The organism is Pseudoselenomonas ruminantium, from assembly GCF_900104055.1.
In the GTDB taxonomy this organism is placed as follows: Bacteria; Bacillota; Negativicutes; order Selenomonadales; family Selenomonadaceae; genus Selenomonas_A; species Selenomonas_A ruminantium_C.
Genome location: NZ_FNJQ01000008.1, coordinates 82,504 through 95,940, shown reverse-complemented (window position 1 = coordinate 95,940; position 13,437 = coordinate 82,504). Strand labels below are relative to the sequence as shown.

Annotated in this window: 11 protein-coding genes; 1 reads left to right on the top strand and 10 read right to left on the bottom strand. The window is 54.1% G+C overall.

What is annotated here, in order from left to right:
• The 4 genes from BLQ59_RS05380 to BLQ59_RS16170 form a co-directional block, all read right to left on the bottom strand.
• Nucleotides 1-146, bottom strand: a 146-nt coding sequence (locus tag BLQ59_RS05380; RefSeq protein ID WP_143005293.1) for a transposase, incomplete at its 3' end; no start/stop codon positions are given.
• 105 nt (nt 147-251) lie between these two features.
• Entirely contained in the window at nt 252-464 is a 213-nt protein-coding gene (locus BLQ59_RS05375; RefSeq protein ID WP_074571888.1) for a DUF2922 family protein, read from the bottom strand.
• A gap of 13 nt (nt 465-477) precedes the next feature.
• Nucleotides 478-732, bottom strand: a complete 255-nt coding sequence (locus BLQ59_RS05370; protein ID WP_143005292.1) for a DUF1659 domain-containing protein — start codon at nt 730-732, stop codon at nt 478-480.
• 25 nt (nt 733-757) lie between these two features.
• Entirely contained in the window at nt 758-910 is a 153-nt protein-coding gene (locus BLQ59_RS16170; protein ID WP_218122870.1) for a hypothetical protein, read from the bottom strand.
• On the opposite strand from BLQ59_RS16170, the gene BLQ59_RS05365 reads away from it, so the two are divergent.
• Nucleotides 909-1,430: a site-specific integrase gene (locus tag BLQ59_RS05365; RefSeq protein ID WP_074571886.1), complete on the top strand. Its 522-nt coding sequence runs from the start codon at nt 909-911 to the stop codon at nt 1,428-1,430. The two genes, BLQ59_RS16170 and BLQ59_RS05365, sit on opposite strands and share 2 nt — an antisense overlap.
• Before the next feature lie 267 nt (nt 1,431-1,697).
• Here the strand turns inward: BLQ59_RS05365 and BLQ59_RS05360 are convergent, their stop codons facing one another.
• From BLQ59_RS05360 to BLQ59_RS05335, 6 genes are all read right to left on the bottom strand, one after another.
• Entirely contained in the window at nt 1,698-2,534 is an 837-nt protein-coding gene (locus BLQ59_RS05360; protein ID WP_074571885.1) for an Mrp/NBP35 family ATP-binding protein, read from the bottom strand.
• 84 nt (nt 2,535-2,618) lie between these two features.
• The gene (gene rpoC, locus BLQ59_RS05355) at nt 2,619-6,617 is read right to left on the bottom strand and encodes a DNA-directed RNA polymerase subunit beta' (RefSeq protein WP_074571884.1); all 3,999 of its coding nucleotides are present in this window, start codon (nt 6,615-6,617) and stop codon (nt 2,619-2,621) included.
• An 18-nt stretch (nt 6,618-6,635) separates the two neighbouring features.
• Nucleotides 6,636-10,355: a DNA-directed RNA polymerase subunit beta gene (rpoB, locus tag BLQ59_RS05350; protein WP_074571889.1), complete on the bottom strand. Its 3,720-nt coding sequence runs from the start codon at nt 10,353-10,355 to the stop codon at nt 6,636-6,638.
• 263 nt (nt 10,356-10,618) lie between these two features.
• The gene (locus tag BLQ59_RS05345) at nt 10,619-11,272 is read right to left on the bottom strand and encodes a trimeric intracellular cation channel family protein (RefSeq protein ID WP_074571883.1); all 654 of its coding nucleotides are present in this window, start codon (nt 11,270-11,272) and stop codon (nt 10,619-10,621) included.
• Complete coding sequence (locus BLQ59_RS05340; RefSeq protein ID WP_074571882.1) at nt 11,265-12,197, bottom strand: ketopantoate reductase family protein; 933 nt, start codon at nt 12,195-12,197, stop codon at nt 11,265-11,267. The genes BLQ59_RS05345 and BLQ59_RS05340 overlap by 8 nt, the downstream gene beginning before the upstream one ends.
• A gap of 97 nt (nt 12,198-12,294) precedes the next feature.
• A complete protein-coding gene (locus tag BLQ59_RS05335) occupies nt 12,295-13,413 on the bottom strand; it encodes a M20/M25/M40 family metallo-hydrolase (RefSeq protein WP_074571881.1) in 1,119 nt (372 codons plus the stop codon).
• Nucleotides 13,414-13,437: the final 24 nt, after the last annotated feature.

Genomic DNA, 13,437 nt, shown 5'->3' with positions numbered 1-13,437 from the left:
CAAGCATCATAGTTACGAACCCATTGCCTGAAGGATCTGCTGTCAACGCCTGCATCCGCGGCTATGGAGGCATAACTGCCCTCTCCACGTTTATACTTTTCAATGAAGTGGATTTTCTCTTCGGGTGATAATCTCTTCTTGTACATAAAATGCTCCCTATCAAGCAGACAGTTTTATTATTTCTTCTGTCTACCTAATAGGGAGCATATCAGCACGCTGCCAGGGCTTTTTTTATTCCCGCCGCTTATGCCTTACTGCAAAAGCGTTTCCTCTACGGTGCGGATAAATGCCTTATCCAGCGCCTCCAGATGGTTTTCGTTCACAATCAGGGCATCTTTTTCCACCATTTCGGCAGCTGCTGCGGCTACCTCGGCCTTCGTCAGCTCGTCCTTGGGGCTGGTGATGGAAACCGTGGTGTTCTTCCCGTTGCTCATTCTGAAATTCATGACCAGTGTCGCCTTCATTTTTCACCCCTCCTTAGCCTTCCTGCGCCAGCAGGCAGGAATCTACCCGGCCGATACCGTCCACAGGGAAAGATTGCAGGTTAGAGAGCTTCTTTCCGATGGAAAGCAGGTCATCGTCGGCAATCTCCGGATAATACCGCACCGCACATATGGCGCGGCCCCTGTTAAAGTCCGCTATGAAACGGGCCATCCAGTGCAGGCTTTTGAACCATTCTCCGGCGGCGGACTTGGAACTGCCCAAAAAGCCGCCCAAACGCCGATTCTGCAAGCCCAGCGCCCAGGAATGGCAGACTTTAGTGGACTACCAAAGTCAGGTCTACTACTGTTGGCGGTGGATTATCCTCACGGAGTTCGTCACCGGCACCCGCATGAGCGAGCTTCTGGCACTGCGGTGGGAGGATTTTTCCTTCCAGCGGGGACGAGCAGGGCAAAATCACCGGCGGCATGGTGCATATCCAGCACGCCCTTTATCAGGCCGAAAAAAAGGACCCGGCAACGGGCAAGTACCCCTTGAAACTGGGCAGTACCAAAACCCAGCAGGGTGACCGCTGTCTGTCCCTGCCCGCTGACTTTTGCGCCGAAATCGCCCGCTACCGCAAGGTGCAGCTGGAGCAACGGCTCAAAACGCCGGACTGGCAGGATACGGGCTTTGTCTTTACACGGCTTAATGGTCAGCCTATAAGCCCTGCCAGCTTCAGCCGGTATTACCGCTACACGCGGCACCGGCTGGGCATTGCTACCACCTTCCATATGCTGCGCCATGATATGGCCAGCCGCATGAAAAGCGCCAATATCTTTGACCTCAAGGATATTCAAAGCCAGCTTGGCCATTCCAGCATCAAGATTACCACGGACATTTACACCCACATGGATTTGGTGGCCAAAACAAAGGTCAGCAACTGGCTGGAAGGCGGGGTCAATGATCTGCTCTCCAGTCAACCCGTAAAATCCCATAAAATTCCATAACGTCTTATATTCGTGGCTCTACATTGGCACTACAAATAGCATTAGACACAGCAAAAGGCTCTGCAAAAAATCTCGCAGAGCCTTTTGTGGCAACGCCCCAGGGCTTTGGGGTATTTAGTTGTGTAAAACCTTCGTAAAAGACAAGCCTGTCTATGGCGGAGAAAAAATATTACCAGCTCCAACGGCGTCTTAATATATCTTTTTTACAAAGGAATCCACCTCATCCGTCAGCCTTACGGCTGCCACCTTCCCCTCAAGGGGCAGGCATCAGGCTTCATCCAAGGCCAGCAGCTTCACAGCGGCCTTGTCGAGATAATCCGCATCGGTAGTCTCAATCTGGCCTGCATCGCATTCTGCGGCCAACTGAGGCTGGATGGGAATGCGTCCGAGTACATCGAGGTTGTACTCTTGGGCAATCTCTTCGATATGGCTCGGGCCGTAGATCTCGTGACGCTTGCCACAATCCGGGCACTCAAAGTAACTCATGTTTTCCACGAGCCCCAGGATTGGCACATTCATAGCTTCCGCCATCTTCACGGCCTTTTCCACGATCATGGACACGAGTTCCTGTGGACTCGTGACGATGATGATGCCGTCAAGCTTGATGGACTGCATGACCGTCAGCGGCACATCGCCGGTTCCGGGAGGCATATCCACGAACATGTAATCCAAATCTTCCCAGATGAAATCATGCCAGAACTGCTTGACCACGCCGCTGATAATCGGGCCGCGCCAGACAACGGGATCGGTCGCATTATCCAGCAGCAGGTTCATGCTGACAATGTCAATGCCGCCGGCAGATGTTACAGGATATGCACCTTTCTCACTGCCACGGACTTCACCGCTGATGCCAAACATCTTGGGAATGGACGGACCGGTAATGTCGGCATCCATGATACCAACATGCTTGCCCTTGCGGGACATGGCGACGGACAACAAACCGGTCACCAGCGACTTACCCACGCCGCCCTTGCCGCTGACCACGGCGATGACATGGCGGATATCGCTGAGTTCATGCGGTGCTTCATGCAGGTCTTTTGGGCGGGTGTCCTCGCCACAGGTAGTACCGCAGGAACTACAATCGTGATTACATGCTTCAGACATAATAAAGCCTCCTAAAATATATTATAAAAAAGGAGGGAACTATCCTGTTGGATCGTTCCCTCCTTTTATCTATGCTTTATAGAATTATGCTTCTACCGTATCGGTTTCGGCGTTTTCTTCAGCAACTTCTTCTACCGGTTTCGGATCGTTATCCACAATCTTGAGGTTGCGGTAACGGCTCATACCCGTACCAGCCGGAATCAGCTTACCGATAATAACGTTTTCCTTGAGGCCGATAAGCGGATCAACCTTGCCCTTGATGGCGGCATCCGTGAGTACACGGGTGGTTTCCTGGAAGGAAGCAGCCGACATGAAGGAATCGGTAGCCAGAGAAGCCTTGGTAATACCGAGCAGGATCGGTTTTGCCACAGCGGGCTCGCCGTTTTCCTCAATAGCCTTAGTATTGGCCGTCTCGAACTGGTTGATGTCAATGTACTCACCAGGCAGGAAGTCCGTGCTGCCGGATTCTTCGATCTTGACCTTGTGGAGCATCTGACGAACCATGACTTCGATATGCTTATCGTTGATCTCAACGCCCTGGGACTTATACACTTTCTGTACTTCGTATACCAGGTAACGCTGGGTTGCCTGCAGGCCGCAGACACGCAGGATATCGTGCGGGTTGATGGAACCTTCAGTGAGCTTATCACCCGGTTTCAGATGCATCCCCTGCTTGGCTGCCATACGAGCACCATACGGGATTGCATATTCACGGGCTTCGCCTTCGTCCGGAACAATCGTAACCTTGCGCATACCCTTACCGGAGTCTTCGACTTCAGCACGGCCTTCGATCTCAGCGATGATGGCATGATGCTTCGGCTTGCGTGCTTCGAACAATTCTTCGACACGCGGAAGACCCTGGGTGATATCGTCACCGGCAACGCCGCCGGAGTGGAATGTACGCATGGTGAGCTGTGTACCCGGTTCACCGATGGACTGAGCCGCGATGATACCAACTGCTTCACCGATTTCAACCTCTGCCTGATTAGCCAGGTCACGACCATAGCACTTGATGCAGACGCCGAACTGGGACTTACAGGTCAGCACGCTGCGGATGGATACGTGGTCACGTACCTTTTCGATGCGCTTAGCGAGCTCTTCATCCACATTGTCGTTGATGGAAGCAATGCGCTCACCCGTAGCCGGATCGTCGATGTTTTCAGCCAGCACACGGCCCACGATACGCTCAGCCAGGGATTCGATGATACCATCGCCCTCCTTGATGGCTTCGACTTCAATACCACGAACGTTGTTGTTGCGCACGCGGATTTCCTTGGCGTCGGAAGCCAGGATCGTATCGATGAGTTCCGCCGTAAGCTTCGTACCAGCTTCGACAATCACGCGGTTTGCAGAATCTACCACATCACGGGTAACTTCCTTGCCGCTCATCTCATGTACCATGGAATCCTTGGCCTTGGCGCGGGCAGCCTCGTCCGGCTCACCCAGCGTGATGGCTTCGGTAATCATAGCGTTGCTGATAGCAGCCTCGGAAGCCAGCGAGGAACCACGAACCATGATCTCGCGGATTTCCTTCTCGCCAATGATGGCCAGCTTCTCTTCGTCGAGGATGGTATCCCGGACAAAGAGGACTTCCTTCGTAGCCGGATCGAATACATCAGCACCCAGCAGACGGCCCATCAGGCTGTCGTTGAGGATTTCCAGTGCGTCGAAGGTGGACTCGGCCAGTCTTGCACGAGCCTGTACCAGATTCAGCGTGGAAATATCGCAGTCTTCTTCACGGACGATGACATCCTGTGCCACGTCAACCAGACGACGCGTGAGGTAACCGGAGTCAGCCGTACGCAGTGCCGTATCGGCCAGACCTTTACGGGCACCATGGGAAGAAATGAAGTAATCGGATACGGACAGACCTTCACGGAAGTTGGCCGTGATCGGCAGGTCGATGATCTTACCGGACGGATCAGCCATGAGACCGCGCATACCGGCCAGCTGACGCATCTGCTGTTTGTTACCGCGGGCACCGGAGTCAGCCATCATGAAGATGGGGTTGAAGGCGTCCATGTTGTCCATCATGGCGTCAGCCACGTCATCGGTGGCCTTGGACCAGAGGTCAACAACCTTGTGGTAACGTTCTTCCTCGGTAATCAGACCGCGGTCATAACGACGCTCAACCTTGTTGACGATCTGCTGCGTATCGTTGATGATGGTCTTCTTCTTCGGCGGCACGATAACGTCAGAGATAGCAACGGTCATACCGGCTACGCAGGCGTAGTGATAACCGAGGTTCTTGACATCATCGATGACATGAGCCGTTTCCGTGGCACCAAAGGCGTTGTAGCACTTGGCAACCAGCTTACCCAGCTCTTTCTTATTCATGAGCACGCCCAGGCACCACTGGTCGGACTCTTTATCTTTGTAGTAGTAACGGATTTCCTGCGGCAGGATCTCGTTGAAGATCATGCGGCCCAGGGAGGTCTTGACGAGGCCATAACCTTCGATGCGGCACTGGATAGCAGCCTGCAGGTCGAGGTCATGCTGCTGGTAAGCCAGCAGTGCTTCGGCAATACCCGTGAGGACTTTTCCTTCGCCCTTGGCACCCGGACGGATATTCGTCAGGTAGTAGGAACCCAGAACCATATCCTGCGACGGAACGATGATAGGCTTACCATCTTTCGGTGCCAGGATGTGGTTGGCAGCCAGCATCAGGATGCGGGCCTCCGTCTGTGCTTCGGAGGACAGCGGCAGATGGATAGCCATCTGGTCACCGTCGAAGTCAGCGTTGTATGCCGTACAAGCCAGCGGATGCAGCTTCAGGGCACGGCCTTCGGTGAGTACCGGCTCGAATGCCTGGATACCCAGACGATGCAGCGTCGGGGCACGGTTCAGGAGAACCGGATGCTCTTTGATAACGCCTTCGAGAACGTCCCAAACCTCAGGTTTAGCACGTTCCACCATGCGTTTGGCGGATTTGATGTTATGCGCAGAACCGGAAGCAACCAGCTTCTTCATAACGAAGGGCTTGAAGAGCTCCAGCGCCATTTCCTTCGGCAGACCGCACTGATGCAGTTTCAGTTCCGGGCCGACAACGATAACGGAACGACCGGAGTAGTCAACGCGCTTACCGAGCAGGTTCTGACGGAAACGGCCCTGCTTACCTTTCAGCATATCGGAAAGGGATTTGAGCGGGCGATTGCCCGGGCCCGTAACCGGACGGCCGCGGCGGCCGTTATCGATCAGGGCATCGACAGCTTCCTGCAACATGCGCTTCTCGTTGCGCACGATGATGTCCGGCGCACCGAGATCTAAGAGTCTCTTCAGGCGGTTGTTACGGTTGATCACACGGCGATACAGGTCGTTGAGGTCGGACGTTGCGAAACGGCCGCCATCGAGCTGTACCATCGGGCGCAGTTCCGGCGGAATGACCGGAACGACATCCATGATCATCCAGGACGGCTTGTTGCCGGATTTGCGGAATGCTTCCACAACTTCCAGACGGCGGATAGCACGAATCTTCTTCTGGCCGGAAGCCGTGCGGACTTCCTTGCGCAGAACTTCGCTCATGCGTTCCAGATCAAGCTCGTCAAGGAGTTCTTTGATGGCTTCGGCACCCATGCCAACACGGAAGGTGTTGCCATATTTTTCCAAAGCATCGTGGTATTCCTTTTCGGAGAGCAGGCTCTTCTTCGTGAGGTCCGTGTTTTCCCCGGAATCCAGCACGATGTAGTACGCGAAGTACAGAACCTTTTCCAGCGCGCGCGGGCTGATGTCGAGGATCAGGCCCATGCGGCTCGGAATGCCCTTGAAATACCAAATATGTGAAACCGGCGCAGCCAGTTCGATATGTCCCATGCGCTCGCGACGGACTTTCGCGCGCGTTACTTCAACGCCGCAGCGGTCGCAGACAATGCCCTTATAGCGGATACGCTTGTACTTACCGCAATGGCATTCCCAGTCGCGGGTTGGGCCAAAGATACGCTCGCAGAACAGACCATCGCGCTCAGGTTTGAGCGTACGATAGTTGATGGTCTCCGGCTTCTTGACCTCACCGTAGGACCACTCGCGGATTTTGTCCGGAGAGGCCAGACCGATGCGCATCGAATCAAAATTATTTACATCCAGCAAAGAGATGACACTCCCTTCTTATTCCTCACCATTATCCGTATCTTCTGCGCCCGGTTCTACAATGGAACCAAGGCTGCCGATATCGGCAATGATGTCGTCCGGCTTCTCATCATCAGAGGGTGCCCCTTCATCATAGGAGTCCTCTTGCTTAGGTGCAGCTGCACCTTCCTGGCTGGGATCTACGCCCGCCACATCAAAGTCAAGTTTCTTGGCCGTCTCGTTGATATCTTCATCATCCTCATCCTGCAAGGAGATTTCCTTGGCATCTTCGTTGAGGACCTTGATATCCAGACCAATGGACTGCAGTTCCTTAATGAGTACCTTGAAGGACTCCGGTACGCCCGGTTCGGGGATGTTCTCACCCTTGACGATGGCTTCGTACGCTTTGACACGGCCGACCACGTCATCGGACTTGACCGTCAGGATTTCCTGCAGGGTATAAGCAGCGCCGTATGCTTCCAGCGCCCAAACTTCCATTTCACCGAAACGCTGACCACCGAACTGAGCTTTACCACCCAGCGGCTGCTGCGTAACGAGGGAGTACGGGCCGGTAGAACGGGCATGAATCTTATCGGCAACCAGATGATGCAGTTTGAGGAAGTACGTGCAGCCAACGGTTACGCGGTTTTCGAACGGTTCACCGGTACGACCATCGTAGAGCACCGTCTTGGCATCGTCAGCCAGACCGGCAGCGCGGATGGTACCGAATACAGCTTCGTCGCTCGCACCGTCGAAGACTGGCGTTGCAATGTGCAGACCAGCCACATCCGGAATTGGCATGCCATTCTTGTCAAAGTCATAACCTGCTTCACGCAGACGGGCTTCCACGGTGGGATCGCCATCCTTGATCTGCTGGCCCAGTACCTTGACGGCCATACCCAGATGCGCTTCGAGAATCTGACCGATGTTCATTCGGGACGGCACGCCCAACGGGTTCAGCACGATATCAACCGGCGTACCATCGGGCAGGAACGGCATATCTTCCTGACGCATGATGCGGGAAACGACACCCTTGTTACCATGACGACCTGCCATCTTATCGCCGACGCTGATCTTACGCTTCTGAGCGATGTAGACGCGCACGAGGCGATTTACGCCAGGCGGCAGTTCGTCGTTGTTGTCGCGGCAGAAGATCTTGACATCCACAATCTTGCCCTGTTCACCATGCGGCACACGCAGGGAAGTATCACGGACTTCGCGGGCCTTCTCACCGAAGATGGCGCGCAGCAGGCGTTCTTCAGCGGTCAGTTCCGTCTCGCCCTTCGGCGTTACCTTACCAACGAGGATATCGCCAGGACGTACGTCAGCACCAATGCGGATGATACCTTCATCATCGAGGTCTTTGAGTGCTTCTTCGGCAACATTGGGGATATCACGGGTGATTTCCTCAGGGCCGAGTTTCGTATCACGTGCATCGCATTCGTATTCTTCGATATGGATGGACGTGTAGAGGTCACGCTTTACGAGGTTTTCAGACAGCAGTACGGCGTCCTCGTAGTTGTAACCTTCCCAAGGCATGTAGGCAACAACGATGTTGTAACCCAGTGCCAGTTCGCCGTGGTCCGTAGCCGGGCCGTCAGCGATGGGCTGTTTTTCCACCACTTCATCGCCCTTGTAGACGATAGGAATCTGGTTGATGCAGGTTCCCTGGTTAGAACGGATGAATTTCTGTAATTTATAATGGTCAAGCTCGCCATTCTTCGTGCGGACATCGATGTAATCAGCCGTTACATTCTCAACCACACCGGCACGTTTGGCCAGGATCATGACGCCGGAGTCGCAGGCTGCCTTGTATTCCATACCGGTACCAACGAGCGGTGCCTGCGTACGGAGCAGAGGTACAGCCTGACGCTGCATGTTCGCACCCATCAGAGCACGGTTCGCATCGTCATTTTCGAGGAATGGGATCATCGCCGTGGCGATGGAGAACACCTGACGCGGGCTCACGTCCATGTAGTCAACGGTTTCACGGGCATGCAGACCAGTTTCCTCGTTGTAACGAGCCGTTACACGGGGATTCACGAACCATTCGTTTTCGTCCAGCGGTTCGTTGGCCTGTGCGATTACAAGCTCATCCTCTTCATCAGCGGTGAGGTAACGCACTTCGTCCGTTACGCGCTGGGTTTCCTTGTCCACACGGCGGTACGGCGTTTCCATGAAGCCGAACTGATTCACGCGGGCATAGGTTGCCAGCGAACCGATCAGACCGATGTTCGGGCCTTCAGGAGACTCTACCGGGCACATACGACCGTAATGGGAGTTATGTACGTCGCGGACTTCGAAGCCTGCGCGCTCACGAGACAGACCGCCCGGGCCCAGGGCCGACAGACGGCGCTTATGCGTAAGTTCGGACAGCGGGTTGTGCTGGTCCATGAACTGGGACAGCTGGGAGGAACCGAAGAATTCCTTGATGGCTGCCACAACCGGACGGATGTTGATGAGTGCCTGCGGCGTGATGACATCCACGTCCTGGATGGTCATGCGCTCACGTACCACACGTTCCATACGGGACAGACCGATGCGGAACTGATTCTGCAGCAGTTCGCCTACCGCACGTACGCGGCGGTTGCCCAGATGGTCGATATCATCCGTGCTGCCCACACCATCCATGAGGTTCAGCAGATAGTTGATGGAAGCGATGATATCATTCTTCGTGATCGTGCGGTCATGGATATCGAGCGTCGGCGAGCACAGGAGTTTCATGCGGCTGCCATCCTTCTTCAGGAGGTACAGCTGTACGATATTGCCTTCGCCAAAGAGCTGGCGTTCACGTTCCACGTCAACTGCATCCAGCATGTCTTCCGTAACCACTTCATTGGCCGGAATGACGATTTCGCCGGTTTCCATATCCACGATCGGTTCAGCCAGGACCTTGCCCAGGATGCGGCGCTTCCAGCCCAGCTTCTTAGTGAGCTTGTAGCGGCCAACCGTAGCCAGGTCATAGCGCTTCGGATCGAAGAACAGGGAATCCAGCAGCTGCTGGGCATTGTCTTCGTTGGCGGGTTCACCCGGACGCAGACGGCGGTAAATCTCGATGACAGCCTTGCCCTGAGACTTCACGTCCTCGCCATCGCGTTCCAGCGTGTTCATGATGCGGGGATCTTCGCCAAAGAGGTCGATGATCTCTTCATCAGTAGCAAAACCAAGGGCGCGAATGAAGTACGTCACCGGCATCTTACGGGTACGGTCGATGCGGACGGAAACCACGTCATTGGTATCCGTTTCGAGTTCGATCCATGCACCACGGTTCGGAATGACCGTTGCATTATAAAGATGCTTACCAGTCGGATCGATTTCTTCTCCATAATATGCACCTGGAGAACGAACCAACTGGCTGACGATAACACGCTCTGCACCGTTGATGATAAACGTACCGGTATCCGTCATAAGCGGGAAATCGCCCATGAACACTTCCTGCTCTTTAATTTCGCCTGTCTCACGGTTGATAAGACGGACATTTACGCGGATTGGAGCAGCCAGCGTGACGTCACGCTCTTTGCACTCGTCGAGCTCATACTTCGGCTCGCCCAGCGAGAAGCTCTCAAAGGACAGCACGAGATTACCCGAGAAGTCCTGAATCGGCGAAATGTCATTAAAGATGTCCTGCAAACCTTCATCAAGGAACCACTGGTAGCTGTTCCGCTGGATATCCAGCAGATGCGGCATCTCCATGACTTCCTTGATTTTAGCATAGCTATACCTGGTTCTTTTGCCTACCGGCACAGGATTAAATAACAAATCCTTCACCCCTTAGCCTGATTTTACTAGAATATTATTTCCTGAAATGAAGGGCAATAGCGCACGCCTAAAAAGACGGAATGGATGAACAAGAAAAAAAACAAGGTCTAACCAAAATTTTACACCTTGCTTCCAGTTCCTTTCCGCTTGCGCACACTAATCCCTATTCAATTTCCTGTAGTTTTTAAGTTTAGCACCTATTTATAGTTCTGTCAATAGATAGGCCGCCATAAAAAATATTTTTTCTTTCCTATTGTATATCCCTATTTGCGCTTGCGCCAATTCGCCCGCGGATGGAACAGATGCCAGCCGAAGAACAGGGCACTAAAGCGCAGGGTAATCACCAAGACAAAGCAGATCCAGGCCATAGCGACCACATCCACATAAGTCTGCAGGGAGCAGGATATGATTGCGCCGAACAGTGATGCCGTAGCATAGATATCCTTGTAAAGCACAGCCGGCATGCGATGCGCCATCAGATCCCGCAGGATACCGCCTCCGACCGCCGTGATCACGCCCAGCAGTACCGGCAGTACATAGGGATTGCCGGTCTCCCGCGAAAGGCCGGTCAGCATCCCCGTGATGGTGAACGAGGCCAGCCCCACAGTGTCAAACATATTATAGAGCAAAAGCATGATGTATTTGTTGGGCGAGGCAAAAGGCCAAAAGCTATAGGCCAGGGACACGATCAGAGCAATGATGATCGAAAGCATGAAATCCGTCACATTGCGCAAGGCCATCGGCGGCGTGATTCCCGCCAGCACGTCCCGGACCATGCCGCCCCCCACAGCGGTAAGAGCCGCCAACACGATGATGCCGAAGATATCCATGCGGCGGTTGATGGCCACCATCGCCCCTGACACCGCAAAGGCGATAGTGCCCATGATATCAAAGATTCCCCAGGTCAGACTATCCATGTAACTGCAAATGTTCCTTTCCCCATTCATTTACTTTCCGATATAATGGAACGGGCACCTGATATTTTTCTCCCAGTTCCACCACACGCGTCACGAGGCCGGCAAATTCCGATTTTCCGCCCCGCAGGATATCCCGCTGCATGGAAGTAGTTGAGCCCGGCTTGAGCACATCCATGATCTGAAGTCCTGTTTCCACCAGATCCTTCTCGAATTCAATGCCCATAGCCCTGCCCAGAGCCACTACCTCCCGGATAAGCCCCGCAAACAGTTCCCGCTCCGGACCTTCCTGTTGCAGCTTCTCGCTCGTGGCATTGAAATATGCCCCGGCAGCACCAGCCGGCGATACATAGGCAAATTTCTGCAGCGCATCCCGGACGATGTTCGCACTGAAATGGCCGCGGATTTCCGCCGCCTGCAAAATACCTTCCAATTCCTGCGCCGTTTCCAGCAGATCCTGCTGCTGCCCCGGACGATAGCCATAGATCACGCGCAGCATCTTATCCGACTGATAGATCACACCGGGTGCTTCAATCTGCCCCATCACATAGATACAGCCATCGAGGCAGGTAAGCTCCGGCAGCCGTTCCTGCATGACGCCGCCCGTGCCAAAAACATTGAGCACCGGGATAACCAATGTGTCTTTGCCCATCTTCTCCCGGGCAAAAGCGATGGCATCTTCCAGATCATAATACTTCACGCACACGAACAAGACATCTGGTACATCCTCATACGCAGCTGCCGTGCAGGTCTTCAGGTTTCGGATAACCTCCGTCCCCCGGTGATTGGTATGCAGTGTCAGCCCCTGCTCCTGTATTGCCGCCAGATGCGCACCGCGGGCAATCAATGTCACATCATGCCCTGCCATAGCCAAATAAGCAGCCAAAACACCACCTGTGCCGCCGGCACCAAAGATACAGAATTTCATGCTTGCATCCCCCTTTTCATTTCGTATAAGCCTATTTTATAAAAGGTGCGCTGACCTGTCAATGAGACCTGCCAGCGCACTACCTAATCCACTCTATTTACTTTTCCGCTGCGGTCCTGACGATTTCCAAAGCCCAGCGGGCGGCATCGTACAAATCTTTTACCTCAATATACTCATCCTTGGTATGGGCATTTTCCATACCCACGGAAAGCACCACGGTGGGCACGCCATAGGTGTTGAAATGGTTGGCATCGGAGCCGCCGCCGGATTCTTCGAGATTCACAGGCAGGCCGAGCTTTTCGGCAGCCTTGATGGCCGTCTGAATGGCCAGCGAATCCTTTTCCAGCAGATATGGGCCATAGTCCGGGCTGACCTCTGCCGTAATCCGGCAATTGGTTTTCGCTGCCCCATTGACGAAATGGTCACAGATTTCTTTTGTAATCTTATCGAGCTTTGCCTTATCACGGCTGCGGCTTTCATAGAACACATCACAGGTTTCCGCTACCACATTGGTCGCAGAGCCGCCGACGATCTTGCCGAGGTTGCAGGTGGTTTCCTCATCAATGCGGCCCTGTGGAGCATCCGCGATAAGCAGGCCTGCCGCACAGATGGCATTGATGCCCGCCTCGGGACTTACCCCCGCATGGCTTGCCTTACCCTCGATATGAATCTTGATCTGGTTCTTGCCCGGTGCCATAAAGGTCATATTGCCGGGATGATTATGCGTGTCCAGCGTAAAGCCGAAATCTGCATGCAAAAGGCTCGTATCGAGGTTCTGGGAGCCATGGACACCATTTTCTTCAGCTACCGTGAACACGATCTGCAGCGGGCCATGGGGAATGTCCTTTTCCTTGAGCTGGCGCAAGGTTTCCAAGATGGCCACAACTCCGGCCTTATCATCGCCGCCTAAGATGGTCGTGCCATCGGAACGGATAATGCCGTCCTCTACCACCGGCTTGACGCCGCCGCAGGGCTCCACGCAGTCCATATGGGCAGTCAGCATCACCACAGGCGCCTCGATGGTCCCCGGAAAATCCGCCACGAGATTGCCCGTATTGCCGCCAATCTTCACCCCGGCATTGTCTTCCTTGACCGTACCGCCTAATTCGGTCAGCCTCTTGGTCAGGAGGTCTGCGACCTCCCTTTCATCATGGGTGGAGCAGCGGATCTGCACCAGCTCCAGGAATTCATCCAATACACGCTGTTCATTGATCATGAATATACCTTCTTCCATTTCGTT

What these genes read in the sequence shown, in the direction of transcription:
- BLQ59_RS05375 (WP_074571888.1), bottom strand. Translation starts at nt 464, where the DNA reads ATGAAGGCGACACTGGTCATGAATTTCAGAATGAGCAACGGGAAGAAC.
- BLQ59_RS05365 (WP_074571886.1), top strand. Translation starts at nt 909, where the DNA reads ATGGTGCATATCCAGCACGCCCTTTATCAGGCCGAAAAAAAGGACCCG.
- BLQ59_RS16170 (WP_218122870.1), bottom strand. Translation starts at nt 910, where the DNA reads ATGCCGCCGGTGATTTTGCCCTGCTCGTCCCCGCTGGAAGGAAAAATC.
- BLQ59_RS05360 (WP_074571885.1), bottom strand. Translation starts at nt 2,534, where the DNA reads ATGTCTGAAGCATGTAATCACGATTGTAGTTCCTGCGGTACTACCTGT.
- BLQ59_RS05345 (WP_074571883.1), bottom strand. Translation starts at nt 11,272, where the DNA reads ATGGATAGTCTGACCTGGGGAATCTTTGATATCATGGGCACTATCGCC.
- BLQ59_RS05340 (WP_074571882.1), bottom strand. Translation starts at nt 12,197, where the DNA reads ATGAAATTCTGTATCTTTGGTGCCGGCGGCACAGGTGGTGTTTTGGCT.
- BLQ59_RS05335 (WP_074571881.1), bottom strand. Translation starts at nt 13,413, where the DNA reads ATGATCAATGAACAGCGTGTATTGGATGAATTCCTGGAGCTGGTGCAG.